Origin of the sequence: Sphingomonas sp. R86520, assembly GCF_042466285.1 — a bacterium.
Taxonomy (GTDB): Bacteria; Pseudomonadota; Alphaproteobacteria; order Sphingomonadales; family Sphingomonadaceae; genus Sphingomonas.
The window spans coordinates 2,303,676-2,329,814 of record NZ_JAXHBZ010000001.1 but is presented as its reverse complement, the minus strand read 5'-3'; the positions used below and the strand labels follow the sequence as shown (position 1 = coordinate 2,329,814).

General features: G+C 65.4%; 26 protein-coding genes. 21 read left to right on the top strand and 5 right to left on the bottom strand.

All coding sequences use genetic code 11. From position 1 onward, the window contains the following. Positions 1-388: 388 nt before the first annotated feature. Genes SJY41_RS10630 through nadA form a run of 3 tightly spaced genes read left to right on the top strand, consistent with a single transcriptional unit; the run spans position 389 to position 2,964 of the window. The gene (locus SJY41_RS10630) at positions 389-1,246 is read left to right on the top strand and encodes an MBL fold metallo-hydrolase (protein ID WP_380781527.1); all 858 of its coding nucleotides are present in this window, start codon (positions 389-391) and stop codon (positions 1,244-1,246) included. Beyond that, the gene (locus tag SJY41_RS10625) at positions 1,228-1,953 is read left to right on the top strand and encodes a DUF4230 domain-containing protein (RefSeq protein WP_380781525.1); all 726 of its coding nucleotides are present in this window, start codon (positions 1,228-1,230) and stop codon (positions 1,951-1,953) included. The genes SJY41_RS10630 and SJY41_RS10625 overlap by 19 nt, the downstream gene beginning before the upstream one ends. Before the next feature lie 27 nt (positions 1,954-1,980). Next, positions 1,981-2,964, top strand: a complete 984-nt coding sequence (nadA, locus tag SJY41_RS10620) for a quinolinate synthase NadA (protein ID WP_380781524.1) — start codon at positions 1,981-1,983, stop codon at positions 2,962-2,964. 51 nt (positions 2,965-3,015) lie between these two features. Here nadA and SJY41_RS10615 read toward each other — a convergent pair whose 3' ends face one another. Next, positions 3,016-3,165, bottom strand: a complete 150-nt coding sequence (locus SJY41_RS10615; protein ID WP_380781522.1) for a hypothetical protein — start codon at positions 3,163-3,165, stop codon at positions 3,016-3,018. A 162-nt stretch (positions 3,166-3,327) separates the two neighbouring features. Between SJY41_RS10615 and nadC the strand changes: the two genes are divergently transcribed. From nadC to SJY41_RS10600, 3 genes are read left to right on the top strand one after another with little or no spacing between them, the layout of a single operon-like run. Further along, the gene (gene nadC, locus SJY41_RS10610; RefSeq protein ID WP_380781520.1) at positions 3,328-4,203 is read left to right on the top strand and encodes a carboxylating nicotinate-nucleotide diphosphorylase; all 876 of its coding nucleotides are present in this window, start codon (positions 3,328-3,330) and stop codon (positions 4,201-4,203) included. A gap of 50 nt (positions 4,204-4,253) precedes the next feature. Then, positions 4,254-4,715: a hypothetical protein gene (locus SJY41_RS10605; RefSeq protein WP_380781518.1), complete on the top strand. Its 462-nt coding sequence runs from the start codon at positions 4,254-4,256 to the stop codon at positions 4,713-4,715. Further along, positions 4,705-5,418, top strand: coding sequence for a ribonuclease T (locus SJY41_RS10600; protein WP_380781516.1), 714 nt, complete (start codon positions 4,705-4,707; stop codon positions 5,416-5,418). The genes SJY41_RS10605 and SJY41_RS10600 overlap by 11 nt, the downstream gene beginning before the upstream one ends. A gap of 256 nt (positions 5,419-5,674) precedes the next feature. On the opposite strand, the gene SJY41_RS10595 is transcribed toward SJY41_RS10600, so the two are convergent. Next, positions 5,675-5,872: a hypothetical protein gene (locus tag SJY41_RS10595; protein WP_380781514.1), complete on the bottom strand. Its 198-nt coding sequence runs from the start codon at positions 5,870-5,872 to the stop codon at positions 5,675-5,677. Between the two features lie 130 nt (positions 5,873-6,002). Between SJY41_RS10595 and SJY41_RS10590 the strand changes: the two genes are divergently transcribed. The 8 genes from SJY41_RS10590 (at position 6,003) to tatC (ending at position 16,681) form a co-directional block, all read left to right on the top strand. Then, the gene (locus SJY41_RS10590; protein WP_380781512.1) at positions 6,003-8,027 is read left to right on the top strand and encodes a BamA/TamA family outer membrane protein; all 2,025 of its coding nucleotides are present in this window, start codon (positions 6,003-6,005) and stop codon (positions 8,025-8,027) included. Positions 8,028-8,092: 65 nt separating this feature from the next. Continuing rightward, on the top strand, positions 8,093-12,187 hold the full coding sequence (locus SJY41_RS10585) for a translocation/assembly module TamB domain-containing protein (RefSeq protein ID WP_380784111.1): 4,095 nt from the start codon (positions 8,093-8,095) through the stop codon (positions 12,185-12,187). 228 nt (positions 12,188-12,415) lie between these two features. Then, entirely contained in the window at positions 12,416-13,417 is a 1,002-nt protein-coding gene (locus SJY41_RS10580; protein ID WP_380781510.1) for a glycoside hydrolase family 3 N-terminal domain-containing protein, read from the top strand. Between the two features lie 257 nt (positions 13,418-13,674). Next, positions 13,675-14,415, top strand: coding sequence for a segregation and condensation protein A (locus tag SJY41_RS10575; RefSeq protein WP_380781508.1), 741 nt, complete (start codon positions 13,675-13,677; stop codon positions 14,413-14,415). After that, on the top strand, positions 14,412-15,002 hold the full coding sequence (gene scpB / locus SJY41_RS10570) for an SMC-Scp complex subunit ScpB (protein WP_380781507.1): 591 nt from the start codon (positions 14,412-14,414) through the stop codon (positions 15,000-15,002). The genes SJY41_RS10575 and scpB overlap by 4 nt, the downstream gene beginning before the upstream one ends. A 35-nt stretch (positions 15,003-15,037) precedes the next feature. Beyond that, positions 15,038-15,283 carry a Sec-independent protein translocase subunit TatA gene (locus SJY41_RS10565; RefSeq protein WP_380781505.1) on the top strand — a complete coding sequence of 82 codons (246 nt, stop codon included), beginning with the start codon at positions 15,038-15,040 and terminating at the stop codon, positions 15,281-15,283. Between the two features lie 53 nt (positions 15,284-15,336). Next, on the top strand, positions 15,337-15,849 hold the full coding sequence (gene tatB, locus SJY41_RS10560; protein ID WP_380781503.1) for a Sec-independent protein translocase protein TatB: 513 nt from the start codon (positions 15,337-15,339) through the stop codon (positions 15,847-15,849). 43 nt (positions 15,850-15,892) lie between these two features. Then, on the top strand, positions 15,893-16,681 hold the full coding sequence (gene tatC / locus SJY41_RS10555) for a twin-arginine translocase subunit TatC (RefSeq protein WP_380781501.1): 789 nt from the start codon (positions 15,893-15,895) through the stop codon (positions 16,679-16,681). 61 nt (positions 16,682-16,742) lie between these two features. Here tatC and SJY41_RS10550 read toward each other — a convergent pair whose 3' ends face one another. The 3 genes from SJY41_RS10550 to SJY41_RS10540 form a co-directional block, all read right to left on the bottom strand. Next, positions 16,743-16,877: an entericidin A/B family lipoprotein gene (locus SJY41_RS10550; RefSeq protein ID WP_380781499.1), complete on the bottom strand. Its 135-nt coding sequence runs from the start codon at positions 16,875-16,877 to the stop codon at positions 16,743-16,745. A gap of 298 nt (positions 16,878-17,175) precedes the next feature. After that, the gene (locus SJY41_RS10545; RefSeq protein WP_380784110.1) at positions 17,176-18,708 is read right to left on the bottom strand and encodes a sensor histidine kinase; all 1,533 of its coding nucleotides are present in this window, start codon (positions 18,706-18,708) and stop codon (positions 17,176-17,178) included. Between the two features lie 95 nt (positions 18,709-18,803). After that, positions 18,804-19,193, bottom strand: coding sequence for a NepR family anti-sigma factor (locus SJY41_RS10540; RefSeq protein WP_380781497.1), 390 nt, complete (start codon positions 19,191-19,193; stop codon positions 18,804-18,806). A gap of 63 nt (positions 19,194-19,256) precedes the next feature. On the opposite strand from SJY41_RS10540, the gene SJY41_RS10535 reads away from it, so the two are divergent. From SJY41_RS10535 to erpA, 7 genes are all read left to right on the top strand, one after another. Further along, on the top strand, positions 19,257-20,060 hold the full coding sequence (locus tag SJY41_RS10535) for a response regulator (RefSeq protein ID WP_380781495.1): 804 nt from the start codon (positions 19,257-19,259) through the stop codon (positions 20,058-20,060). 76 nt (positions 20,061-20,136) lie between these two features. Beyond that, the gene (locus SJY41_RS10530) at positions 20,137-20,274 is read left to right on the top strand and encodes a hypothetical protein (RefSeq protein ID WP_380781493.1); all 138 of its coding nucleotides are present in this window, start codon (positions 20,137-20,139) and stop codon (positions 20,272-20,274) included. Between the two features lie 97 nt (positions 20,275-20,371). Next, a complete protein-coding gene (locus tag SJY41_RS10525; RefSeq protein ID WP_380781491.1) occupies positions 20,372-21,025 on the top strand; it encodes a sigma-70 family RNA polymerase sigma factor in 654 nt (217 codons plus the stop codon). A 300-nt stretch (positions 21,026-21,325) separates the two neighbouring features. Then, positions 21,326-24,010 carry a bifunctional [glutamine synthetase] adenylyltransferase/[glutamine synthetase]-adenylyl-L-tyrosine phosphorylase gene (locus tag SJY41_RS10520; protein ID WP_380781489.1) on the top strand — a complete coding sequence of 895 codons (2,685 nt, stop codon included), beginning with the start codon at positions 21,326-21,328 and terminating at the stop codon, positions 24,008-24,010. Continuing rightward, positions 24,003-24,455 carry a peroxiredoxin gene (locus SJY41_RS10515; RefSeq protein WP_380781487.1) on the top strand — a complete coding sequence of 151 codons (453 nt, stop codon included), beginning with the start codon at positions 24,003-24,005 and terminating at the stop codon, positions 24,453-24,455. Before SJY41_RS10520 ends, SJY41_RS10515 begins: the two co-directional genes overlap by 8 nt. A gap of 248 nt (positions 24,456-24,703) precedes the next feature. Further along, positions 24,704-25,522: a M23 family metallopeptidase gene (locus SJY41_RS10510; RefSeq protein ID WP_380781485.1), complete on the top strand. Its 819-nt coding sequence runs from the start codon at positions 24,704-24,706 to the stop codon at positions 25,520-25,522. Between the two features lie 276 nt (positions 25,523-25,798). Continuing rightward, complete coding sequence (erpA, locus tag SJY41_RS10505) at positions 25,799-26,137, top strand: iron-sulfur cluster insertion protein ErpA (protein ID WP_380781483.1); 339 nt, start codon at positions 25,799-25,801, stop codon at positions 26,135-26,137. Positions 26,138-26,139 lie beyond the last annotated feature (2 nt).

Sequence of the window (26,139 nt, the reverse complement as noted above, 5' to 3'; positions counted from 1 at the left end):
GTATCAGCATTAGGCGGGCGGCATCTGAATCGAGGGAAAACCCAGCTTTCGCGGGGGCGACGTAGTTTTGGGGGGGGCGTAACGGTGGGTGGCTAAGCGAGAAGCCTTAGCTCGACGATCAACTGCACCGATATTTAGAAAGGGCACCGGGGAGAGTGGATCGACGCGAGACCGGAAGGAAGCGGTCGATCCACCCTGCGTGAACGCTGCGCGCTCGGTGACCTGACGCTCGATGCAGTCTGCATGCCAACTACGTCCACACACCGTTCTGCGCGGCCGGCAGTAGTTAACACCGGTTCTGCGGCTATCCAGGTTGTAAAGAATAGCGACACCGCTGCGAATTCGTGAAGGTCTTGCCATCGTCGCGCGGAGCCGCCATCTCCGCTTCATGGCTGAGCATCCGACCGGTATCCCGATCCAGCTCGAGCCGCTCGTCGTTCGCGTGCTCGCGCCCAATCCGTCGCCGTACACCTATACCGGCACCCAGACGCACATCGTCGGCACGAGCGATATTGCGGTAATCGATCCCGGCCCCGATGCCCCTGCGCACATCGATGCGTTGATGCGGGTGATCGATGGCCGCCCGGTCAGAGCGATCGTGATTACGCATCACCACCGTGACCATAGCCCCGCTACGCGTCCGCTGAAAATTCTAACCGGCGCACCGATCGTCGGCGCGGCCACCTTCGACCTTGATGATACCGGCGCGCGAGCCGATGCTTCGTTCGACCCCGACTACGCGCCCGACCGCATATTGGCCGAGGGCGATACCGTTACCGGCAACGGCTGGACGCTGGAGGCGATCGCCACGCCCGGACACACCTCGAACCATCTCGCGTTCGCGCTGCCCGAAAGCCGGGCGCTGTTCTCCGGCGACCATGTCATGGGCTGGTCGACGACGATCGTCTCGCCGCCCGACGGAAGCATGACGGCGTACATGGCGAGCCTCGAAAAGCTGATTGGGCGGGACGACCGGGTGTATTATTCCGGCCACGGCGAAGCGATCGACAAGCCGCAACGTCTCGTCCGCGGCATGCTCGGCCACCGCAAGCAGCGCGAGGGGCAGATTCTGCGCCTGCTCCGCGAGGGCGGCTGGTCGATCCCGGCAATGGTCGAGCGAATGTATGTCGGTCTCGACCCGCGCCTCGTGGCGGCCGCCGAACGATCCGTGCTGGCGCATCTTTACGATCTGCAAACCCGTGGACTGGTGATCGAGGAAGGCGAGGCATGGCGGACGACAGCGTGACCCAACCCGTACGCAGGGCCGGCGTAGCCCCATTCCTGGCCAAGGCCGTGGGCGTCGTCGTCATTCTCGTCCTCGCCGGTCTGCTCGTGCTCTGGGGTGTTCAGCGCTATGTCAGCGATCGCCTCACTCCCGATCCGACGACGATCGCCAGCGCCAGTCTGGAGGGTCTGCGCGAACAGAACCGCCTCTCTGCCTTCGCCGCGCGCTATGTCGCCGTCGTCACGTCGAAACAGTCGCAGCTTGGCTTCACCACCGAGAAGACGCTGATCATGCCCGGCATGGTGCGCTACGAAGTCGACATGGCCAAGCTCACCCAAGCCGATGTCGCCTGGGACGCGACCGCCAAGACGTTGTCGGTGCGCCTGCCCGCGGTCGAGGCGGACGGTCCACAGGTCGATCTCAACGCGGTTCGCGAATATGGCTCGGGCGGTGTGCTCACCACCTTCACCGACGTCGAGAAGCGTCTCGACGCGGCCAACCGCCGGGCCGGCCAACTCGAACTGATTCGCCAGGCGCGTGAGCCCGCCATGATCAAGCTCGCACGCGACGCCACCAGGCGCGCGGTCGAGCGCAGTTTCGCGATGCCGCTACGGGCCGCGGGGATCGACGCGAGCGTCGCCGTGCGCTTCGCTGATGAGCCGACCGCGACCACCGAGCGCTGGGACACCTCGCGCTCGCTGCAGGACGTGCTAGGGAACCGCCGCTAGAAGACGGGCAACACTCGGGATACGACCATGGAATTGAACCAGAACTTCGCCGGCATCGACATCCGCGCCGAGATCGAGCGCCTCCGCAAGGAGAAGAACGCCGTCATCCTCGCGCATTATTACCAGAAGTCCGAGCTTCAGGATCTCGCCGATTTCGTCGGCGACAGCCTCGACCTTTCGCGCAAGGCTGCCGCTACCGACGCCGACGTCATTGCGTTCTGCGGCGTGCGGTTCATGGCCGAGACCGCCAAGATCCTGTCGCCCGACAAGATCGTCATCCTGCCCGACATGGATGCCGGGTGCAGCCTGGAGGACAGCTGTCCGCCCGAGCAGTTCGCCGCCTTCCGCGCCAAGCATCCCGATCACATCGCGCTGACCTACATCAACTGTTCGACCGAGGTGAAGGCGCTCTCCGACATCATCGTCACCTCGTCGTCGGCGGACACGATCCTCGCGCAGATCCCGCCCGAGCAGAAGATCATCTTCGGCCCGGACCGCAATCTCGGCGGCTATCTCGCACGCAAGACCGGTCGCGACATGCTGCTCTGGCCGGGCGTCTGCATTGTCCATGAGGCATTCAGCGAGACCGAACTGATGAAGTTAAAGGCGCAGCACCCGGGCGCGCCCGTGGTAGCGCACCCCGAATGCCCGCCGATCATCCTCGATCATGCCGATTACGTCGGCTCGACGCGCGGTATCCTTGATTATGCTTTGGCGATGGCCGGCGACACGCTGATCGTCGCGACCGAGCCGCACATCATCCACCAGATGGAAAAGGCGTTGCCGAACAAGCGGTTCATCGGTGCGCCGGGGGCGGATGGCAACTGTAACTGCAACATCTGCCCGTACATGGCGCTCAACACGCTGGAAAAGCTGTACGTCGCACTGCGCGATCTGTCGCCGCGGATCGAAATCGAGGAGGGGCTGCGTCTTCAGGCCAAGAAGAGCCTGGATCGCATGCTGGAAATGGCGTCGACCACCGTCGGCAAGGGTGATCTCGGTCCAAGGTGAGGCGCGCGCTCGGCTGGTATCGGGGGCCGGTGTCAGGCCCGCCCGCCCGGATCAGCCGGCCGGCGTCGTCTCGCCGAGCTGCGCAAGCGCCTGATCGATATGAATAGCCGCGATCGGCAGGTGCAGCGCATCCGCCAGCGCGAGCGCCTCGTCCAGCAAGGCATTCAGGCGCGCGGTATCGGTCAGTGTCTTCGTCGTCATCGCAGTATCCTCGGATATCGGGCTCGCAACTCGCGTCAGGCCAACAGGTTCCCGTTGCATGAAAATTCCTTCCATCGAACCGCGGCGAATTGACTGTCCGCACGCGCCGTTTTTTGGCACCCGCGTTCACCTGATCCACACGCATACACTGGAAGACGACAGGTGAACACGAAATTGACCATTCCAGGGGCTTCCGGCTTCGCGCTTCCGGGCTTCGATACGGGCAGTTTCGTGGCTGCGACGCTTGCCGAGGACCTTGGTACGATCGGTGATATCACCTCTGCGGCGGTCATTCCGGCCGACGCGCGCTTCACCGGCGTCATGGACAGCCGCGATCCGATCGTCGTCGCCGGGCTGGAACTGGCCGAGTCGTTCTTTCGAACGCTCGATCCGGAGGTGCATGTCGAGCGGCTGGTGGGGGACGGCCAGACGGTCCCAGCCGGGACCGAGCTCATGCGACTCGAAGGAGCGGGACGGGCGATGCTCACCGCCGAGCGGTCCGCGCTCAACACGGTCCAGCATTTGTCAGGGATCGCGACGATGACGCGCGGCTATGTCGATGCGATCGCGGGTACCGGCGCGATCCTGCTCGACACGCGCAAGACCATCCCCGGCCTGCGAGCACTCGAGAAATACGCGACCCGGATGGGCGGCGCGCAGAACCACCGCATGGGCCTGTGGGATGCGGCAATGATCAAGGACAACCACGTCGCGGTCGCCGGCGGCGTTGCCGAAGCGGTCCGGCGCGCGAAGCAGGCGGGCATCACGCATATCATCGTCGAGGTCGATCGGGTCGATCAGATCGAAGCGGCGTTGGCGGCAGGCGCAACGCACCTGTTGCTCGACAACATGGCGCCGGCAACCTTGCGCGGCGCAGTCACCCTGGTTGGCGGACGAGTCCCGACCGAGGCGTCGGGTGGCGTCAATCTCGGGACGATCCGCGCGATTGCGGAAACCGGCGTGACCTATGTCTCGGTCGGTCGCTTGACGCAATCGGCACCCGCGGCGGATATAGGGTTGGACTTCAAGACTGCCTGATCGCCGTTCAGGTGGTGAGGCACCGGATGCAGGGCAGGGGAATGAGGACGATGATCAGGCCGCTATCGATCGTGCGGTACGAAAGGCTGTATCTGGCCTCGTTCGTGCTGGGACTGGTCGTCACTGCGATGAGTTGGCCGGAGCGGACCGCGATCGTCGCCGCCAACCCAGTGCTGGCGCACGTCGCCTGGATCCTGCCGACGTTCCAGGTGGCAGGTATCGCGATCACGTTGTTGCTCTGGTATTTTACCGCACGCGTCCCGAGCGTCGTGGCGAAATGGGTGGTCGTGGTACTGGCCGCGCTGGCTGTGGTCGGCGTCGTCCTGTCACTGGCGACGCTGACGACCGGGCGGACGACGATCGGAACGACCTCGATCGTCTCGTTTGCGGCCGACGGGGTGTATGTCGTCGCCGCGATCCTGCTGTTCAAGCCGGACGCAAAACTGTGGTTCGGCGAACTGCCCGAGTCCGATACTCCGAACACTTTCGAGGATATGCCGCATGATCGCTAAGATGATCCTGGCTGGCGCAGCGCTGGCCTTGCCAAGCGCGGTGCAGGCGCAAACCTATCAATGCTCGACCCCGGCGACGGTCGAGCGCGTCCACCCGGATCTCCCGTCCGACAGTCAGCCCAGCCGCGACATCCCGATCGGCAGCTATACGCTCGCGATCACCTGGGCGCCGCAATATTGCCGCGACAATGGCGACCGTGCGTCGTCGGGGTTCCAGTGCGGCGCGGGCAATCGCTTCGGCTTCACGCTTCACGGCTTGTGGCCGGACGGCATCGACAAGGACTGGCCGCAATATTGTCACGCCGCAGAGTTCGTGCCGCCGCCAGTAATTCGCGCGCACCTTTGCACGACACCGTCCGCGCAGTTGCTCCAGCACGAATGGGCGAAGCACGGTACGTGCATGCCCGGCTATCGTCCGGCCAAGTATTTCAACCAGTCGGCGGGGCTGTACGGCAAGCTGCGCTATCCGGACATGAACGCTCTCTCGCGTGCACCGCTGACTGCTGGCCGGTTCGCGACCGCCTTGGCCGGCGCTAACCCGGGCCTGAAGCCGGACATGATGCGCGTCACCGCGACGAAGCAGGGCTGGCTCGACGAGGTCTGGATCTGCCTCGACCGCCGCTTCCGCTATCGCCGCTGCCCGGTGCATCAGGGTGGCCTCTCCCCGAGCGCACCGCTCCAGATCTGGCGCGGGAGCCGGTAACCGGTACGGGAATAGGCGCGTTGGCTGCACGGTCCGAGCACGACCGCGCGGCCCACTTGCGCTTCGCCCCTTGCCCGTTCGTGCTGAGCAGCGACCGAGTAGCTCCGTCTGGAGCGTATCGAGGGCGCGTATCGAAGCATCGGTTCCGCGCGCCGACCTGTCCTTCGATACGCCATCTCGATCCGCTCCTTACGGAGCTACTCGACGGCTACTCGGGACGAACGGAAGAGGGAGCGTGAAGGGGCGGGAACTGCCGCTACCGCCTGTCCCGCACCCAAACGAGCACCGCCGCAACGGCGCCCACACCGGTACCGATCAGAAAACCGGGCGTCGCCTCGCCAATTGCAAAGCCGACCCCTGCGCCGCCGAGCATGCCGAGCGCGATGAGGAACCCGCCCGCAGCGCTGGGATCCTTGTGAGGGGGAATATCGTCGCGGGAAATTGGGTCGGCCATCACCGTGTCCTGCCACGCGCCGCCGCGGGATGCCAGCGTCGCACGCGGCGGCGGTGAGGCCGGACGGAACGTGGCGGAAATACGGCGCTACATACTGTTCCGCAACGACAAGCCCGGCTAGGAGCCGGATATGGTGTCTTGCGTCGGGCGAGCCGGGCCGGCCGCCGCCTTTCTCGTGTTGACGATTTCCGGTGCCGCGGCCCAAACCGTTCCGACGACTCCCGTGTCGGCGCCAGCACCTGAGACAGTGCCAACCTCAGCACCGGCGGTTTCGGCGCAGGCTGGCGACATACCGCAGATTGGCGACATACCAATGTCACTCGACCCGAGTTCGCCGCTCGCCGCCCTGCCGGGCATTGGTGTCGCGTGGCCGGATCTTGCGGCCACCGCTGAAGATCCCGCGACCACGATCGCCGCGACGGACGCCAATGCCGAGAGCCGCTACGCGTGGCGGATCGACGGCATCGACGCGATCGACTCCGCGTTGCTCCGCCAGCGGTTCGCTGCGCTCTCGACGCTCGACGCGAACGACCACCAGCCCGCCAATGCCGCGCAACTCGATCGCCGCGCACGCGAGGATGCCGATCTGCTCAACAGCCTGCTCCGCGCGCAGGGCTATTACGATTCAAACGTCGTCACGCGCGTCGAGCCCGGCGCGAAGCCGATGGTCGTGCTCGTCGCGACGCCCGGCACGCTCTACAGATTCAAGGGCGTCACGATCGACGGCATTGCCGCGGCAGGCGACAAGGCGGCGGGCCTCGCGACCGCGTTCGGCGTCAAGCCCGCGGACCCGGTCAATTCCGACGCGATCGTCGCCGGCGAGGCTAAGCTGACGACGCAGATCGGTCGCGAAGGCTTTCCGTTCGCCAAGGTCGGCGATCCGGCGATCGTCGTCGACCACGCCACACGCACCGCGACGCTCGACCTGTCCGTCCAACCCGGCGGTGCGCGCAAGTTCGGCCAGGTCATCGCGCTTCCGGGCAACCGCGTCTTCGGTGCGGACCACGTGGCCGAGATCGCGCGCTTTTCGCCCGGCGACGTCTATGACGCGGCCAAGCTCGACGATCTGCGCCGTGCGCTTATCCAGACCAGCCTCGTCTCCGCAGTCGACTTGAAGCCCGTGCAGGGCGCGACTCCCGATACTGTCGATGTCGCCGTGAAGCTCGACCGTGCGCCGCCACACACGGTCGCGGGCGAACTCGGCTACGGCACCGGCGAAGGCGCGCGCGCGGAACTGAGCTGGACGCACCGCAACCTGTTCCCGCCCGAGGGCGCGCTGACGCTGCGCGGCGTGCTCGGGACGCAGGAACAGCTCGGCTCGGTCGTGTTCCGCCGCAACAATTTCGAGGCGCGCGACCGGGTGCTGACGTTCCAGGCGTCGGCCGCGCATACCAACCGCGATGCCTATGATGCGAAGACGTACTCGCTCGCCGGCAGTCTGGAGCGTCAGACCAACATCTTCTTCCAGAAGACCTGGACGTGGTCCCTGGGCGCCGAGCTGGTCGCGTCGGACGAACGCGACGTCATCCTGTCGACCGGCGATCCGCGGCGCCGGACGTTCTTCATCGGCGCGCTGCCGACCAGCCTCAACTACGATGGCTCGGATGACTTGCTCAACCCGACCAGGGGGTTCCGCCTCGGCGGGCGGGTCAGCCCCGAAGTCTCGTTGCAGGGCTCGGTGTTCGGCTATGCGCGCACCCAGTTCGACGGCAGCGTGTACCAGCCGTTCGGCAAGAAAATCGTTCTGGCCGCACGCACGCGCCTCGGCACGATCGCGGGCGCACCGCGCGACCAGGTGGCGCCGTCGCGGCGCTTCTACGCGGGCGGCGGGGCGTCGGTGCGCGGCTATGGCTATCAGTCGATCGGTCCGCGCGATCCCAACAACGACCCGATCGGCGGCCGCAGCCTTACCGAATTTTCGCTAGAAGCCCGCGTGCGCGTCTTCGGCAGTTTCGGCATCGTGCCGTTCCTCGACGCGGGCAACATCTACACCTCCGCGCTGCCGAAGTTCACCGGGCTGCAATACGGCACCGGGATCGGCGTGCGCTATTATTCGAACTTCGGCCCGATCCGCCTCGACGTCGGCACCCCCATCAATCCGCAGCCAGGCGATAGCCGCGTGGCCGTGTACGTATCGCTGGGCCAGGCGTTTTGACCGAGGACGTCGTTTTGAGCGAGGAAGCCGTCCTTCCGAAACGCCGCATCGCGTGGTGGCGCTGGATGGCCAGCGCAGTCATGGCGCTGCTCGCGATCCTCGGCGCGGCGTTGCTGATCGTCGACACCGACATCGGCCATCGCTTCGTCGCCGACCGGATCGCCGCGATCAAGACCGCGAACGGCCTGCGCTTCACGGTCGGGCGGATCGACGGGTCGGTCTACGGCGACACGCGACTGATCGACGTCCGCGTGTACGACCTCGACGGGCTCGTCTTCCAGGCGCCGAACGTGACACTCGACTGGACGCCGTTCGACTGGTTCTCGAACCGGCTGGAGATCCAGCGGCTGATCGTCGATCGCGCGATCCTGACGCACACGCCGCGCACTCGGCCGTCGAAGACGCGCGGTCCGATCCTGCCCGATTTCGACATCCATATCGGCAAGCTCTCGGTCGGCCGGCTGACGCTGGCGAGGCGCGTCCTCGGGACCGAGCGGATCGGTACGCTCGAAGGGCGCGCGGACATCCGCTCCGGCCGAGCGCTGGTCGACCTGAAGGCGCGCGTAGCCGGCAGCGACGACCTGAAGCTCCGGATCGACGCCGAGCCCGCCCGCGACCGTTTCGACATCGACGTCGCGGCAACGGGCGCAGCGAACGGCGTGCTCGCGCGCATGGTCAAAGCGAAGGCCCCCGTGTCGCTCGCGGTGACCGGCGACGGCAGCTGGGCGAAGTGGAACGGCCGCGCGAACGGCCTGATCGGTAAGACGCGCGTCGTCGATCTCGCGCTGGAGCAGGCCGCCGGGCGCTACACGCTGTCGGGCACGCTCGCGCCGTCGTCGTTGCTTCACGGCAGGTTGCAACGGCTGACGACGCCGCGCATCCTAGTCAATGGCACCGCCGGGTTCGCCAATCGCCGCCTCGAAGGCCAACTCTCGCTTCGCACGCCCGCGCTGGCGATCGACACGACCGGCATCGTCGATCTCGGCGCGAACGCCTACCGCGACGTGCGGATCAAGGTGCGGCTGCTCCGGCCGTCCGCGCTGTTCGACAACATGAGCGGCAACGTCGTCGAACTCCGCGCGATCCTCGACGGTCCGTTCGCCACCGCGGCGTTCGACTACCGCCTCGACGCAAGCCGCTTCGCCTTCGACGACACCGGTTTCGAGAACGCGCACGCCGCCGGCAAGGGGCGCCTGTCCGCCGCCCCCGTGACCGTCCCGATCCGCTTCACCGCCGCGCGCGTGACCGGTGTCGGCAATGTCGCCGGCGGCATCCTGCGCAATCTGACCGTCGACGGCCAGCTCCGCGTGACCCCGATTTTGCTGACCGGGGATGCGCTCCGCCTGCGCTCCGACAAGCTTACCGGCAGCATCAACCTGATCGTCAACCTGCGTAACGGCCAGTTTGAAGTCGGCATCAACGGCGGGCTCGGCCGCTACCTGATCCCCGGCCTAGGCATCGTCGACGTGAAATCGACCTTGCGCGTCGTCCCCGGCCCGAACCGCCACGGCACGCGCGTCATCGGCCAGGGCACCGCGCAGATGGTCCGCCTCGACAACGCCTTCTTCCGCAGTCTCGCGGGCGGCTTGCCGCGCATCACCACCAACCTCGAACGCACCACCGACGGCATCCTGCACTTCACGAACTTGGTGCTGACCGCGCCGCAGATCCGGCTGACCGGCAACGGCTATCGTCGGCGCGACGGGACGTTCCACTTCGAAGGCAGCGGGCGCCAGCAGACCTACGGCCCGGTGCAACTCGTGCTCGACGGCCAGATCGACAAGCCGACGCTCGATCTCGTTTTTGCCAGCCCTAACGCGACGCTCGGCCTGTCGAACGTCCGCGCGCATCTCGATCCGACACCGCAGGGATTCGCCTTCACGGCCGCGGGCGGATCGCGCCTCGGGCCGTTCACCACCAATGGCGCGATCCTGTTGCCGCCGGGCGCTGATGCGACGATCGCCATTGCCGCGCTCGATGTGGCAGGCACGCGCGCAAGCGGCAACGTCGCGGTCGTCGATGGCGGCTTCAACGGCCGGCTTGCGGTCGCTGGCGGCGGTATTTCGGGCGAACTCCTGTTCCGCCCGGTCGGGCAGATCCAGCGTATCGAAGGCCATCTCGCCGCGAAAGCCGCGACGCTCGACACCATCGCGCTCCGCCAGGGCAAGCTCGATTTCGTCACGCTACTCGATCCCGCCGGCACCTCGATCGAGGCGACCGCCACCGGCCTAGGCCTGCGTCGCGGCGCACTCAGCCTCGCCCGGTTCAACGGCACCGCCTCGCTCCGCGGCGGCGTCGGCACGATCCGCGCGTCGATCGCCGGCTCGCGCGGCCGCGCGTTCGACATCCAGAGCATCACGCAGGTCACCGCGAACAGCTACGCGATCTCCGCGCAAGGCACGCTCGACGGCCGCCCGCTGAAGCTGCTCACCCCCGCAGTCCTCACCCAGGCGGACGACGGCTGGCACCTCGCCCCGACCAAACTCAGCTTCGGCGGCGGCGAGGCGCAGGTCGGCGGTCGCTTCACCGCGACCACCACAGCGATCGACGCCAGCCTGACGCGGATGCCGCTCGCGCTACTCGATATCGGCTATCCCGGCCTCGGCCTCAGCGGTTCGGCATCGGGCCGCTTCAACTTCGCCACCGCCAACGGCGCCGCGCCGACCGGCAAGGCCGACCTCACGATCCGTGGCCTCGCCCGCGCCGGCCTCGTCCTCTCGTCACGCCCGATCGACGTCGGCGTCGCGGCGGTGCTCGCACCCGACAAGCTCGGCCTGCGCGCGGTCATCGCATCGGCCGGCAAGACGATCGGCCGCGCCCAAGCCCAACTCGCGCCACTGGGCCAAGGCGACCTAAGCTCGCGCATCAGCAACGCCCGTCTGTTCGGGCAGCTCCGCTACAGCGGCCCGGCCGACACGCTCTGGCGCCTCACCGGAGTCGAGCTGTTCGACCTGTCCGGCCCCGTCGCGATCGGCGCGGACGTCACCGGCACGCTCGCCAACCCGACGATCCGCGGCGTGGTCCAGGCGAACGGCGCGCGGATCGAGAGCGCCACCACCGGCACAGTCCTCACCAACGTCCAGGCGACCGGCCGGTTCGGCGGCTCGCGCCTCGTGATCGACCGGTTCGGCGCGGACGCAGGCAAGGGCGGGCGCGTCACCGGCGTGGGCCGGTTCGAATTCGCCGCCGCAGCCGGGATCGGACTCGACCTCAAGCTCCAGGCCGACAAGGCCGTGATGATCAACCGCGACGATATCGGCGCCACCGTCACCGGACCGCTGACGTTCAGGTCGAACGGCGCGGGCGGCACGATCGCGGGCGACGTCGTGCTCGACAAGAGCCGCTACCGCCTAGGCCAGGCGACCGCCGCCAGCGCCGTGCCACAGCTCAACATCCGCGAGATCAACCTGCCCGAGGGGGGTGAGGAGGTCATCGCCCCCACCAAGCCCTGGACGCTGGCGATCAAGGCCCGCGCGCCGAACCAGGTGATGGTCAGCGGCCTCGGTCTCAGCAGCGAATGGTCCGCCAATCTCCAGATCGCCGGCCAGCCCGAGAACCCGGCGATCACCGGCCGGGCGACGCTGATCCGCGGCGATTACGAGTTTGCCGGGCGCAAGTTCGAGCTGGCACGCGGCATCATCCGCTTCGACGGACAGGTCCCGGCCAACCCGGCGCTGGATATCGAGGCGAACGCGGATTCGACCGGTCTCAGCGCCTCGATCCGCGTGACCGGCTATGCGCTGAAGCCCGAGATCAGCTTCACCAGCACGCCCGCACTGCCCGAGGATGAACTCCTCTCGCGGCTGCTGTTCGGCACCTCGATCACCAATCTGTCCGCGCCCGAGGCGTTGCAACTGGCAGCGGCGGTCGCGGCATTGCAGGGCGGCGGCAGCGGTCTCAACCCGATCAACGCGGTCCGTCGCGCGGCTGGTCTTGACCGCCTGCGCATACTTCCCGCCGATCCGCAGACCGGGCAGGGGACCTCGATCGCGGCGGGCAAATACGTCACGCGCCGCTTGTATGCGGAGATCGTCACCGATGGTCAGGGCTATTCGGCAACGCAGGTCGAGTTCCAGGTCACCCGTTGGCTGTCGCTGCTGTCGAGCATCTCCACGCTTGGCCGCCAGAGTGCCAACGTCCGCGTGTCGAAGGATTATTGAGGAATATCGTCGGATATCGTTGGGTATTCAGCCTACCAGCGAGCACCTCCCCCCGGCGCAGGCCGGGGTCCAGGTGGAAAAGCTGTCGTAACGCAGGACCGTCCATCGTTACTTCCGTCTCCCAACTGGCCCCGGCCTTCGCCGGGGAGGTGACCTTTATGTCGAACCCGCCCTTCGACTTCGCGCAGAGCGAACGGTAAGGGAGGCGTTTCGGTTTAGGACCCTGTCATGAAGCCCGTCATCTTCGGCCTGTCCGGCCCCGTCCTCACCCCCGCCGAACGCGCGTTCTTCGCCGAATGCGAGCCCGCCGGCTATATCCTCTTCAAGCGCAACGTCGTCGACCGCACGCAGGTCCGCGCCCTGACGGATTCGCTCCGCGCGCTCGCCGGCCGCGAAGACCTCGCGATCCTGATCGACCAGGAGGGGGGACGTGTCGCCCGCATGGGCCCACCGGAATGGCCGGCGTTCCCAGCAGGTCCGGTGTTCGACGCGGCCTATGAGCGCGCGCCGATGACCGCGATCCAGGCTGCGCGGGCCAACGCGCAGGCGCTCGGCGTGATGCTCAGTGAAGTCGGCATCACCGTCGATTGCCTGCCGCTGCTCGACGTGTCGCAACCCGATACGACGGAGGCCGTCGCGTCACGCACGTTCGGCTCGGACCCGATGCGGGTAGCGGCGCTCGGGCGGGCGACCCTGGAAGGACTGGCCGAAGGCGGCGTTGTCGGCGTGGTGAAGCACATGCCAGGCCACGGCCGTGCGCGCGTAGACACGCACCATCACCTCCCGACCGTCACCGCGACCGACGCGGAGCTCGAGATAGACCTCGAACCCTTCCGCACGCTCAACCAGGCGCCGATGGGCATGACCTCGCACATCGTGTTCGACGCCTGGGACTCCGACCGCCCCGCAACGCTCTCGCCGACCGTGATCGAGCGCATCATCCGCGAGCGCATCGGCTTCGACGGCCTGTTGATGACCGACGACATCGACATGAAAGCGCTGTCCGGCACCGCCGGCGACAAGGCGGCCGGCGCGATCGCCGCAGGCTGCGACCTAGTGCTCGACTGTTGGGCTCGCATGGATGAGATGGTCGAGATAGCCGGCCGCCTCGGCGAAATCTCCGAAGCCTCGCGCACGCGGCTCGACCGGGCGATGGCGTCGGTCGGCAGCGCAAAGGGCGATTTTGACGAGCTGATAGCCACCCGCGACGCCTTGCTGGCGCGTGCATAGCGTCCACGAAGTCGCCGCCGACCAACCGACGCGCAGCGCCTGTGCAATAAAGATTGGCAACAACGGCGCATGATAAAGTTCATGGCTTTGGCATCGTCGAAGAGTGCGACGGTCCAAACACTTTCGGTATGCAAAATACCGATGCAGCAACCGCATGCGTCAAAGTTTCGCTTCCACGAACCGTTACCGTCATCTCGCGGGCAGTCCATACTGATAACTCGGATGTCCCGTTCCGCCCGATGCTGTAGCGTCCGCCGATGGACGACGCCCAACTGACGCTGGACCTCGATGGGTGGGAAGGCCCGCTCGATCTGCTGCTGTCGCTCGCGCGCGGGCAGAAGGTGGATCTGCGGAAGATCTCGATCCTCGCGCTGGTCGAGCAGTATCTCGCCTATGTCGAGACCGCGCGAGCATTGAAGCTGGAACTCGCGGCCGATTATCTCGTGATGGCGGCGTGGCTGGCATATCTGAAATCGGCGCTGCTGCTGCCCCGCGACCCGCTCGCCGAGCCCGATCCTGAAGAACTCGCGCTCCGACTGCAGCGTCGGCTCGAACGGCTGGCTGCGATGCGCGAGGCCGGCGCCCGGCTGATGGCGCGGGACCGGACCGGCCGCGACGTTTTCCGGCGCGGCGCACCGGAGGGGTTGCGGACCGTGCGCAAGGCTGCGTGGCAGGCGGAGATATTCGACCTGATCGCGGCGTATGGCCGAATTTCCGCGCGGACGCGGCCGGTGATGCACGTCGTCGTCGACCGCGAGGTGATGACGCTGGAGGCTGCGCTGGAGCGGGTGTCGATGCTGGTCGGCGAACGGATCGACTGGAGCGTGATCGAAAGCTTCCTCCCCGAAGCCGCCATGCTGGAAGAGGGCGAGCGCTTGCGACGATCTGCACTCGCGTCGAGCTTCGTCGCGGCGCTCGAACTCGCGCGGCAGGGAAAGATCGAACTGCGCCAGGCATCGCCGTTCGCGCCGCTATATCTCCGCGCGAGGACGGCATGATCCCGGCTGACGATTTCACCCGCGCGGTCGAGGCCGTACTGTTCGCGGCGGAAACGCCACTCTCGATCGAAGCAATCCGCGCGCATGTCGGTGTAGGCGATGTCCGCGCGGCGCTCGACCGGCTGACGACCGACTATGCGCGCCGCGGCATCGGGATCGTTCGACGGGGGGACCGCTGGCAGTTCCAGACCGCGCCGGACATGGCGCACATGCTGCGCCGCGATCGCGGGGAGCCGCGCCGACTCACCCGCGCCGGTATCGAGACGCTGGCGATCATTGCCTATCACGAACCGGTGACGCGGGCGGAAATCGAGGCGATTCGCGGTGTGCAGATCTCAAAGGGTACGCTGGACGTATTGATGGAGGCGGGCTGGGTGAAACCTGCGGGTCGACGTGAAGTGCCAGGACGGCCGTTATTGTTCGGCACGACCGGCGGATTCCTCACGCATTTCGGGCTGCAGAGCCGCCGCGACCTGCCGGGAATCGACGATCTGCGTGCTGCCGGGTTGCTCGATCCGGTCGATCTCGCTTTTGATCGCCTCGAAGATCGCGAAGATGGCGAGACGTCTGGCAAAGACGCGGGATGACGCCTAGATAGAGTCCAGTTTTCAGGAGAAGTGCCATGGGCGGTTTCAGCCCGATCCACCTGCTCGTCCTCGCGGTCGTCGCGATCCTTCTTCTCGGCGGTGGCCGATTCTCGAACCTGATGGGCGACGTCGCCAAGGGTGTAAAGAACTTCAAGAAGGGCATGTCGGAGCATGACGACGAGACGCCGGCCAAGCCGTCGGCGCGCATCGAAGCGCAGAAGACCGCCGATCCTGCTTTTGATCGTGACGGCAATCGCGTCCGTGACGACCGTCCTGCTTGAAGCCGTTGTGCTTGAAGCTGGCAGATTTGACGACCTTAGATAGGCGCGGCTGAATGTTCGATATCGCGCCCTCCGAGTTTTTGCTCGTGGCCTTCGTCGCGCTCGTCGTGATCGGTCCGAAAGACCTGCCCAAGGCGATGCGCGTCGTCGGCTATTGGGTCGGCAAGGCGCGCGGCGTCGCCCGGCAGTTTCGCTCGGGCTTCGATTCGATGGTCCGCGAAGCCGAACTCGAGGAAATGGAAAAGCGCTGGGCGTCGGAAAACGAGCGGATCATGCGCGAGCATCCGCAGACGGACGGCAACCCGGCGGATTCGGCAGATGCCGATTCCGCGCAGGTCGTGCATTCGCCCGAGACCGACGGGTATCACGAAGATCATACCGCCGAGCCGGTGATGGTCGAAAAACCGGTAGTTGCCGCAGCGGAAGCGCCCGGTGCCGCCGGATCGACCTACCATTCGGATGCGACGGGCCCGGTAACCGAGCATGAACCCGCAAAGCTCGACGTGCACACGTCCGTACCGCTCCCCGAGGACAAGGCCGGCAAGTCCGACGTAGCGTCCTCATGAGCAAGACACGCGTGACCGCCCTGAATAAGGCCAAGAGCAGAGCATGAGCGAGATCGACGCAAGCCGGGCGCCGTTGCTCGACCATCTCATCGAGTTGCGGCGGCGATTGCTGTATTGCATCGCCGCGCTGGTCGTGACGTTTGCGATCGCGATGTATTTCGCCGAGGATATCTTTGGATTCCTCGTCCATCCGTTGCTGGCTGCCGGTCAGAACAAGGTCATCTATACCGAGATTTTCGAGGCGTTTTTCGTCCAGATCAAGGTCGCGTTCTTCGCGGCGATGATGCTGTCGTTCCCGGTGATCGCCAACCAGCTGTGGCAGTTCGTCGCACCCGGCCTGTACAAGAAAGAGAAAAACGCGCTGTTGCCGTTCATTCTCGCGACGCCGGTGCTGTTCCTGACCGGCGCGGCCATGGCCTATTACGTCGCGATCCCGATGGCATTGCACTTCCTGCTCGGGTTCGACGGCATGGTCGGCGGCATCCACCGCGAAGCACTGCCGGGGATCGGCAACTATCTGTCGTTCACGATGCAGTTCCTGTTCGGCTTCGGGCTCGCCTTCCTCCTGCCGATCCTTCTGATGCTGCTGGAGCGCGCGGGAATCGTGACGCGCAAGCAGCTGATCGGTGCACGACGCTACGCAATCGTCGCGGCGTTTGCGATTGCCGCGGTACTCACTCCGCCGGATATCGGCTCTCAGCTGTTGCTCGCGATTCCGCTCGTCATTCTGTACGAGTTCGCGCTGATCGGCATCTGGTTCACCGAGCGCAGCCGGGCGAAGGCCAAGGTTCGCGATGGCGAGTCCGACGGTACCGACATCGTCGAAGGCTGACACGAAAATGGGGCCCGGTGTCGATCCACCGGGCCCCATTCGCTACTCAAAGCGCAAAGGCTTACTTGGCGCCGTCCGCGGTCTTGGCAACGGTCTTGCCTGCCGAGCTCACGTCCTTGCCTGCGCCTTCGATCGTGTTGCATGCCGACACCATCAGAGCGCTGGCCACAATCGCCAGTCCAACCAACTTACGCATAATACTTCCTTCAAGAAGGGCTTGAATGCCACCGTGCAGCAATGATCGGGCGCGTCATTCGTTCCGTAGGCGGAACCGTCATGCGCATCGAAAGCTGTAATGAATAAAGGCCCGGCAGCATCACCGGGGGGGAGGGTGATGCTACCGGGCCTGTGTTCTGGACAGCGAGAGCGGGGGGGCATAATGTCGCTATCCGAAGTGTAGAACGGCGTTTGCCAAAGCGAGTTCCCGGTTTTTTACGATTATCTACAAAAAGCTTATTTTGCAGTAGGCCGGCGTTCTCGCCCGCAGAAACTCTCTAGTCTCGACCGGTAATCGCAAACGCAATCTCATAGGCGCCAACCAGCGGATCATGGTGCAATGGCGACCGCAGCTGGCGCGAAAGGCCTTCCATGACCCGACCATAGCGCGACAAGGCCTCGCGGAACGTGTCGCTTTCGACCAGTGCGCGGGACACTACACGGAGCAGCGCGCGATCGGGCTTGTCGACCAGCTTGTCCGCCGGCTTCACGACGATGCGGATCTGGGCGGCGGGATCGCAGCTCATCGCCAGTTCGATCGTTTCGGTGACCAGAAACGCCAGGGCCACGGCCACGTCCTGATTGACGAGATAGGGGTCGATATCGAGCGTGATGCCCAGACCGTGCGATCGATCCGACACGGTGGCCCGGATGTTGGCGGACAGTTCGCCGATCATCGTGCGTAGATTGAGCCCGCGGTTCTCCTCGAGCTCCGCAAAATGGTTGCGGTGCACGACCGCAAGTGCGTCGACGCGGCGCTGGATCGAGGAATAGGCGGCGGTGGCGTCTGCGCTGCGGGCGCTGCGGGCATGGAAATTGATCAGGCTCGAAATGACCTGAAGGTTGTTCTTTACCCGGTGGTGGACTTCGCGGGTCAGCTTGGTTTGCCGCACGAGGCCCTCCGCGAGCCCGGCTTCATGCAGCGCAACGGTACGGCTGATCGCCTGGAACGTCTCGCCCAATTCCCGAATCTCCTGCGCCGGCAGTGTCCGGACCGTGCCGAAATCGAGTTCCTCGCCGGGGGTGAAGGCCGCGACCGCGCCGCGCAGTCGGCGTAGCGGTCGGATCAGCAACCGGTCGACGACGAACCAGGCAATGCTGGCTGCAGCGATCCACATCAACAGGGGAAGCAACATCGCGACGATGAGCGACGAGGTTACCGGCGCGCTGCGGATGCTGGTGCGCAACGCCAGCCCGGCGACGCCGATATCCGTACGCATCGTTTCCATGCGATCGAGCGGGCGCTCGTCCGCGATGGTCTCGAGGTAAAGCGAGTCCTCGTCGAGTACGATCGCACTACTGAATGCCGACGCACGGGTGGACGGCCGTCCGACCTCTTCGAGGAACTCGCGCGGGAAGAACGCTCGCGCCGTCGTGTTGCCGTTCGGACCGGAGATGGCCAGCAACAGGCCGCGGCCCGGTACGATCGCGGCCGCGACCGGCATGTCCGAGCCGCGCAGGGCGACCGGATTGGGTAACGGCATGCCGCACAGGGCATGGCCTTGCCGGTCGGCAATGATAAAACGGGTGCCGGCGGAGGATTGCTGGGCGAAAACACCTTGCGCGCGTGCGCAACTCGGTGCGTCGGAGGGGTCGGTTCCCAAGGCGGTGACTGCGACCCTGAGCGCCGTCATGTCGCCGACCAGCTCGATCGCGATCGCGCGCGCGCTTTCGTCGGCCGTAACGCGCAAGCGTGCACGCGCCTCGGCATCGGCGAGCCGCGTCGTCTGCAAAGTCGCAAACACCGCGATCAAGGCAAGCGGCAGCAGCGCTGCGCTGATGATGAGAAAAATCTTCGCACCGGTCGTCAGCCGACCAATCGCCGGAATTATTCTCCGGTAAGGCGCAGGAACCGGGTCGGGGGAAACCAAGTCGGCATTCGGTGACAGGGGCACTCGGCCCGCCGTCAGTCTAGCTTACCGAGGAGATCGAGCAGATCGTCCGGAATCGCCTCGTCCACGGTCTTTTGATAAACCGAGCGCAATGCCGAACCCATCTGCTGGTCCTTGTTCTGAACCTTGGCGGGCTTCGTGGCAGGCACTGTGTTCTCCGTGTCGTGGCCCAAACTCAAAACTTCCCCCTGCACGACGCAAACCAATCGAGTGACAACCAGCGTCGCGGTACCAACCGGCACCGTGTCGAACGCTCGCGAAAGATGGTCGTGAAACCAAATAGCATCTCGATGGTTCCACGTCCGAGCGAAAAATACGCATCCCCGTGTATTCCTGCCTGACGCCGGCAAGTCCAGCGACTGGTAGTGATCACGCGGGGGCGTGGCATTTTCGACCGACACCATTGCAATGACGCGAGCCACCCGACACATGAGGGGCCGCGTAGGATCAGGGAGTATTCGTTACCCATGTCTCTTGGACAGCAACTTGCACCGCATCTTCCCTTCTTGCGGCGCTACGGCCGGGCCCTGACCGGCAGCCAGATGCACGGCGATAAATACGTAAGGGCCACGCTGGAGGCGATCGTCGCGGCGCCGGAAGAGTTTCCGCGCGACGTCGATCCCCGCCTGGGCCTGTACCGGATGTTCCAGGCGATCTGGAACTCGGCGAATTTCGACGAAGTTGCCGATGAGAGCGCAACCGATAACGAGGGTCACGAAGCCGTTGCGCGGGCACGCCTCGCCCGCATGACTCCGCTGTCGCGCCAGGCGCTTCTGCTGACGGCCATGGAGGGCTTCACGCCTGAGGATGCCGCCTATCTGATCGAAGTCGAGACGAGCGAAGTCGACGACCTGGTCGCGGACGCCCTTTCGGAAATCGAGAACCAGACGCGCGCTAAGGTACTGATCATCGAGGACGAGCCGATCATCGCGATGGATATCGAGACGATCGTTCGTGATCTGGGTCACGACGTTACCGGCGTTGCAGTCACGCGCGACGAAGCGGTGGCCTTGGCGATGGAAAACCGTCCCGGCCTCGTTCTGGCGGACATTCAACTCGCCGACGACAGCTCTGGTATTGATGCCGTGAAGGATATTCTCGCCGAGTTCGAGGTTCCGGTGATCTTCATCACCGCATTCCCCGAGCGGTTGCTGACCGGTGAACGTCCCGAGCCCACCTTCCTGATCACCAAGCCGTTCCAGCGTTCGACGGTAAAGGCTGCAATCAGCCAGGCGCTGTTCTTCGACCAGGCGACGGTTCCCGCCGCCTGACCGTCTGTCGCCAAATCAGGTCCGTGATCGTGAAACGGTTACGGACCCAAAACGGTTTTCGCGAGTTTGACCTGTCATGGCTGATCCCAACGAACGAATTCATCTCGAAACCGATGACGCGCGTGCAGGGGCAACCCCGCACATGACCCGCTACATCCTGGCGATTTCGCTGGTGCTGGTGATTGTTATATTTAGCTTTCTCGTCCTTCGCTGACTAGAATCGCCTGACGCGTCGCTGGCATTCCCCGCGACGTACGTCTATGTCTGTCGCTTGTGCTCGGCAGTCTTTTATCGGGATTGATCGGATTACCATGACCCAGCCTGCTCCGCGTACCGACGCCGAGGATGACATCGACGACGTCGTCGTCCCGGTCGAGCATGTCTCGCTGTCGGATGCCGAGTTCAAGGTTCAGCTGGCGCAGGTCATTCCGCACCTCCGTGCCTTCGGTCGGTCGCTGTCGGGCAGCCGTGATCTGGCCGATGATCTCGTGCAGGAAACCTTGCTGAAGGCGTGGGCGGCACGGCTGCGGTTTCAGGCCGGCACCAACATGCGTGCGTGGACATTCATCATTCTGCGCAACCTGTATCTGTCGCAGATGCGTCGCGCCCGTTTCAAGGGCGAGTGGGACGATCTGGTCGCGGATCGCATCCTTGCAGCACCTGCTAGCCAGGATCGTCACGTCGAGCTGGGCGACATGCAGCGCGCTCTGATGCATCTCCCCCAGCCTCAGCGCGAAGCCCTGATCCTCGTCGGCGCAGGTGGTTTCGCGTATGAGGAGGCGGCCGAGATCTGCAACGTTGCGGTCGGTACCATCAAGAGCCGGGTTGCGCGTGGCCGTGTCGCGCTCGAGACCATCCTGAGTGACGGGTCGTTGCCATCGCGTCGCGACCATGAGACCGATACGAGCAAGACAGCGCTCGATTCGATCATGGGTGACGTGGAAGAACTCAGTCGGGGTCGTTGAGGACGGTTAACGGTTTTGCCGTACCGTCTTGGGCGCCGATCTCAGTTCAGACGGTGCGACATTGCATCAAGTCTGCGGAGCATTTGCGCCATTTCATCGGGTACCGACGGTGAGTCTGTGAATGCGCTGCGCAAAGCATGTCCAATACTGTCACTTGCATTTGGCCGTCCGACGACTATTTGGCCGCTCGTTTCGCGTTTGATGGTTAGAGATGCGTAGGTCATGGCAACTATAACGATCATTTCGCGATTTTGTTGCTATCCCGTGACACCGTGTAAACGGTCGGTATAGTATTGGATGATGGTCGTTAATACGGATGAACGTGCGATAAACGACGCGGTCGAACGGGCTCGTCTTTGGTCACCGTTTCTATCTCTTGCGCTCGACCGCGAGCCTGTTCTCGCCGCACGGCTGACCGCAGGGCATCTCGAACTGGGCGCCTCCAGCAGCGAACCGGACATGCCGGTCGCAAAGCGTCTTCGGCTGGAGCGTCGTGCCATCGCGTTGAACGTCGCGATCGGCGATCTTGCAGGCATCCTCGATCTCACCGCCGTAACCGGCGCATTGACGCGATTTGCGGACTACGCGCTCGATACCGCAATCCGAACCGCGATCGAAGAACGGACACCGGGTGCCGAGCCGATCGGCTTCACCGCGATCGCGCTGGGCAAGCAAGGCAGCTGTGAACTCAATTACTCATCGGATATCGATCCGATCCTGCTCTTTGATCCAGCGACGGTACCGTGCCGCCCGCGCGAGGATCCGGAACAGGCCGCGGTGCGGATCGGCAAGCGCGTCGTCGAACTGCTCCAGGCCCGCGACGGCGACGGCTATGTCCTGAGGGTCGACCTGAGGCTGCGGCCATCGCCCGAGATCACCCCGATCGCGCTGCCGGTCGAGGCTGCGATCAGCTATTACGAGGCGCAGGCACTGCCATGGGAACGGGCCGCGTTCATTCGGGCAAGGGCGGCGGCAGGCGATATCGCGCTCGGCCAGCGGTTCCTCGACACGATCCGGCCGTTCGTCTGGCGCCGCGCGCTGGATTTCGGTGCGATCGGCGAAATCCGCGGCATCTCCGCGCGGATCCGCGACCATCATTCGCGAGGACAGGCGTTCGGTCCGGGCTATGACCTGAAACGAGGCCGCGGCGGTATCCGCGAGGCCGAGTTCTTCGCGCAGATCCACCAGTTGATCCACGGCGGCAGGGATCCCGTCCTTCGGGCTCCCGCGACCCGCGACGCGCTCGCGCGGCTGGCAGAGGCCGGCTGGATCGGCACGGAGGAATCGTCGGCGCTGATCGATGGCTACACGGTGCTGCGGACGATCGAGCACCGCGTGCAGATGATCGACGACCGCCAGACCCATGCGCTGCCCGCGGGCGATGCGCTTGACCGTGTCGCCCGACTCCACGGCCTCGACGATTCGGGGGCACTGCTCGCGTTGCTGGCGCCGCGCGTTGCGGCGACGGGTCGAATCTACGACGCGCTGGACGATACCGTCCGACCTGCGTTTTCCCATGATCCTGTCACGCTCGAAGCGGATCTTGCGGAAGCCGGGTTCGATGAGCCCGACAACGCACGCCGGCGGATCGAGGCGTGGCGGGGCGGGGCCTACCCGGCGCTTCGCAGCCCCGCCGCGCGCGAGGCACTGGAGGCGGTTCTGCCGACGCTCGTTCCCGCGCTCGCGGCGGCGCCGGTCCCGCTAGCGGCCTTGTTGCGGCTCGACGCGTTGCTCGAGCGCCTGCCGAGTGCCATCAACATCTTCCGTCTGCTGGAGGCACGACCGGGCTTGGCGACCCTGCTGGCGGCGATCCTCAGTCATGCACCGACGCTCGCGGACGATCTGGGGCGGCGGCCCGATCTGCTCGACGGGCTGATCGACGCGAGTGCGTTCGAACCGGTCGGGGATGTCGCGGCGCTCGAAGCGATCATGTCGGCGGGCGAGCCCAGCGGCGATTACCAGGCTCGGCTCGATTATGTCCGCCGCGTCGTTGGCGATCTACGGTTCGCGCTCGGATCGCAGATCGTCGCCGGCGTATCGGACCCGCTGGACGTCGCCGCCGGCTATGCCCGTGTCGCCGAAGCCGCGATCGGCGTGCTCGCTCGCGCGACCATCGTTGAGTTCGCAAAAGCGCACGGTCGTGTTCCCGGCAGCGAACTGGTCGTCCTCGCGCTCGGTCGCATGGGGGGCGCAATGCTAACGCACGCGTCCGATCTCGATCTGGTCTACCTGTTTACCGGCGATTTCGCTGACGAATCGGATGGTGCGAAGCCACTCGGTGCGACCCTTTATTACAACCGCCTCGCGCAGCGAGTGACGGCGGCGCTCTCGGTGGCGACTGCGGCGGGCCCGCTTTATCAGATCGATACCCGGCTCAGGCCGTCGGGCGGGCAGGGGCCTCTGGTCGTCACCCTTGACAGTTTCGCGCGCTATCAGCGCGAGGATGCCTGGACTTGGGAGCACATGGCGTTGACGCGTGCCCGGCCGGTGTTCGGGTCGCGCGATGCCAGGAACGCGGTGGCCGCGATCGTACGCGACGTCCTGGAAGGCGACCGACCGGTACGGGATATCGTCAGCGAGGCGCGGTCGATGCGGGCGGAGATGGCCGCGCACAAACCGCCAAAGGGACCGCTGGACGCCAAGCTGCTGCCCGGTGGCCTCGTCGATGTCGAATTCGCGGTTCACGTCGTTCAGTTGACCCATCGGGCGGGCCTGGACCCGAACCTGGGCACAGCGATCGCCGCATTGGTGGAGATGGGTCTCGTGCCGCCACCGATGCGGACCGCGCACGACGTGCTGACGCGACTGCTGGTCACGCTGCGACTGGTCGCGCCGGATGCCACGCCACCGGGGCACGCAACCGAGGACCTTATCGCGCGCGCGATCGGCGTCGCCGATTGGCCGGCCGTCCTTGCCACGCTGGAGTCGACCCGGCAGGAGGTCCGCCGGTTCTGGGCAGGCGTGACGGGAGAGCGGGATGAATGAAGGTATGACGATCCCCGACGTGGCGGTGACGATCGATGACGCTGCCGTCCCGCTCGCCGGCCTCGGCGTGCCGCTGGTGGTGTATTTCTACCCGAAGGACGACACCGCCGGTTGCACCACGGAGGCGAAGGACTTCACGGCACTTGCGGCCGACTTCGCACGGCTTGGCGTTGCGGTCGTCGGCGTCTCCAGGGATACCCCGGCGGCCCATGCCAAGTTCGCTGCCAAGCACGCGCTGACCGTTCGGCTCGCCAGCGACGTCGACGGCACGGTCTGCGAAGCGTTCGGCGTTTGGGTCGAGAAGGCGATGTACGGTCGCAAATACATGGGCATCGAACGCGCGACGTTCCTGTTCGGCGCGGATGGCCGCCTGGCGAAGGTCTGGCGGAAAGTGCGTGTCAGCGGCCATGCCGAGGCGGTTCTGGCTGCCGCAACGCTTCTCTGATCGCCGCCGCGCAACCTCCCGGAATTCTTGGCCGTTCACCTCAACGCGTCATCGTTCCCGCGTTTGGGCATCAACTCGCCGTATCAACCTGCCGCTCCGCCGCGCGATCACGCTGCGCCTCTTGCCGCGCGCGGTGTCATGCGGCCTAACTTACATCGTCTGGTGCGCGGAGGGGCTGCGAGTCAGGACAGAGTTTCGGAGCCGTCCGCTTGGGGGCGAACGGCCCTGCATTTTTTTGTCGGGGATCAATGGTCGATTTTACCGCTGCAGCCATCGTGACGCGCCTCAAGGGTGTGTTCGCGACGCGTAAATCCAGTTCGCTTTCTCACATCGGCGTTATCGCCACGCGTCATGCGGCCCTGGCGGCGATCGGCGCTATTACCCTCGGCTTCGCTGGCCACGGCACGACGGCGGAGGCGCATGGTACGGCACCTGCCGACGCCGCACCGGTCACAGCCGTTCATACCAGCAGCATGGGTGGTCCTATGATCGCCGCCAATGCGGAAGAGGCCACCGCTGATCTTCGTGCCGACGCGCAGTTCCGGACGCTGTTCCAGACCTGGAAGAAGCTCGACGCGACTCAGCAGGGCGTGATTGCAATTCCGTCGGTTCAACCCGTGCATGCTCTTTCGTTCACGAGCAATTTCGGGATCCGCTCCGATCCGTTCCGCGGCACCGCTGCAATGCACGCCGGCGTTGACATTCCCGGCCCGATCGGTACGCCGATCTACGCCACTGCCGACGGCATCATCGCGCACGCGGGTCGGCTGGGCGGCTACGGCAACATGGTCGAGATCAGCCACGGCAAGGGCATCGCGACCCGCTACGGTCACCTTTCCCGCATCCTCGTCGCCGACAATGCTCACGTGACGCGTGGTCAGCTGATCGCGCTGATGGGCTCGACCGGCCGCTCGACCGGTTCGCATCTTCACTATGAAGTCCGTATCGACGGCCACGCCGTCAACCCGATCCCGTTCCTGACGACGGCAGACTATCTGCTCGCCGCACAGGACCGCTCGGTCAATGCGATCCCCGTCTCGACGAGCGGTCCCGCCGCGCAGGACTGATCGCAGGGGCAATCTATACGACAGTATAGGTCGCTCTTCGTCATCCTTGCAGAAGCGGAACGCGCACGGGATGAACGCCTCTACATATCCCCGTCATCCCAGCGAAAGCTGGGATCTCCCTCCGCGGGGACAGATCAACATCATGGAATGCCAGCTTTCGCTGGGATAATGAGTGTTGCGGTGGCCGCGGATCGGGCGCTTCCGCGTTCGACAAGGCCGGTACAGGACGGATAGCCTGAGGTTGCCGCGGATAGCGCAACCCCCTATCTCCGCTGGATGGCAACGCTGGTTCAAGACATCATCCTTACCCCCTCCGCTGCGGCACGCGTCGCAGCAATCGCCGCCAAGCAGGGGAAGCCGGCGATCCTCCGGCTTTCGGTCGACGGCGGGGGCTGTTCAGGCTTTCAGTACAAGTTCGGGTTCGCCGATATCGCCGAAAGCGACGACGTGATCGCTGAAACCGATGGCGTCCGTCTGGTCGTCGACAGCGTCAGCATCGATCTGGTTCGCGGATGCGCGGTTGATTATGTCGAGTCGCTGTCGGGTGCCGCCTTCCGCGTCGAGAACCCGAACGCGGCCTCCGGCTGCGGCTGCGGCTCCAGCTTCTCGGTGTGACG

Bases quoted from the DNA above. Each gene is read 5' to 3' on its own strand.
- SJY41_RS10630 (WP_380781527.1), top strand. From the start codon at position 389: ATGGCTGAGCATCCGACCGGTATCCCGATCCAGCTCGAGCCGCTCGTC.
- SJY41_RS10625 (WP_380781525.1), top strand. From the start codon at position 1,228: ATGGCGGACGACAGCGTGACCCAACCCGTACGCAGGGCCGGCGTAGCC.
- nadA (WP_380781524.1), top strand. From the start codon at position 1,981: ATGGAATTGAACCAGAACTTCGCCGGCATCGACATCCGCGCCGAGATC.
- SJY41_RS10615 (WP_380781522.1), bottom strand. From the start codon at position 3,165: ATGACGACGAAGACACTGACCGATACCGCGCGCCTGAATGCCTTGCTG.
- SJY41_RS10605 (WP_380781518.1), top strand. From the start codon at position 4,254: ATGATCAGGCCGCTATCGATCGTGCGGTACGAAAGGCTGTATCTGGCC.
- SJY41_RS10600 (WP_380781516.1), top strand. From the start codon at position 4,705: ATGATCGCTAAGATGATCCTGGCTGGCGCAGCGCTGGCCTTGCCAAGC.
- SJY41_RS10595 (WP_380781514.1), bottom strand. From the start codon at position 5,872: ATGGCCGACCCAATTTCCCGCGACGATATTCCCCCTCACAAGGATCCC.
- SJY41_RS10590 (WP_380781512.1), top strand. From the start codon at position 6,003: ATGGTGTCTTGCGTCGGGCGAGCCGGGCCGGCCGCCGCCTTTCTCGTG.
- SJY41_RS10585 (WP_380784111.1), top strand. From the start codon at position 8,093: ATGGCCAGCGCAGTCATGGCGCTGCTCGCGATCCTCGGCGCGGCGTTG.
- SJY41_RS10580 (WP_380781510.1), top strand. From the start codon at position 12,416: ATGAAGCCCGTCATCTTCGGCCTGTCCGGCCCCGTCCTCACCCCCGCC.
- SJY41_RS10575 (WP_380781508.1), top strand. From the start codon at position 13,675: ATGGACGACGCCCAACTGACGCTGGACCTCGATGGGTGGGAAGGCCCG.
- scpB (WP_380781507.1), top strand. From the start codon at position 14,412: ATGATCCCGGCTGACGATTTCACCCGCGCGGTCGAGGCCGTACTGTTC.
- SJY41_RS10565 (WP_380781505.1), top strand. From the start codon at position 15,038: ATGGGCGGTTTCAGCCCGATCCACCTGCTCGTCCTCGCGGTCGTCGCG.
- tatB (WP_380781503.1), top strand. From the start codon at position 15,337: ATGTTCGATATCGCGCCCTCCGAGTTTTTGCTCGTGGCCTTCGTCGCG.
- tatC (WP_380781501.1), top strand. From the start codon at position 15,893: ATGAGCGAGATCGACGCAAGCCGGGCGCCGTTGCTCGACCATCTCATC.
- SJY41_RS10550 (WP_380781499.1), bottom strand. From the start codon at position 16,877: ATGCGTAAGTTGGTTGGACTGGCGATTGTGGCCAGCGCTCTGATGGTG.
- SJY41_RS10540 (WP_380781497.1), bottom strand. From the start codon at position 19,193: ATGGTGTCGGTCGAAAATGCCACGCCCCCGCGTGATCACTACCAGTCG.
- SJY41_RS10535 (WP_380781495.1), top strand. From the start codon at position 19,257: ATGTCTCTTGGACAGCAACTTGCACCGCATCTTCCCTTCTTGCGGCGC.
- SJY41_RS10530 (WP_380781493.1), top strand. From the start codon at position 20,137: ATGGCTGATCCCAACGAACGAATTCATCTCGAAACCGATGACGCGCGT.
- SJY41_RS10525 (WP_380781491.1), top strand. From the start codon at position 20,372: ATGACCCAGCCTGCTCCGCGTACCGACGCCGAGGATGACATCGACGAC.
- SJY41_RS10520 (WP_380781489.1), top strand. From the start codon at position 21,326: ATGGTCGTTAATACGGATGAACGTGCGATAAACGACGCGGTCGAACGG.
- SJY41_RS10515 (WP_380781487.1), top strand. From the start codon at position 24,003: ATGAATGAAGGTATGACGATCCCCGACGTGGCGGTGACGATCGATGAC.
- SJY41_RS10510 (WP_380781485.1), top strand. From the start codon at position 24,704: ATGGTCGATTTTACCGCTGCAGCCATCGTGACGCGCCTCAAGGGTGTG.
- erpA (WP_380781483.1), top strand. From the start codon at position 25,799: ATGGCAACGCTGGTTCAAGACATCATCCTTACCCCCTCCGCTGCGGCA.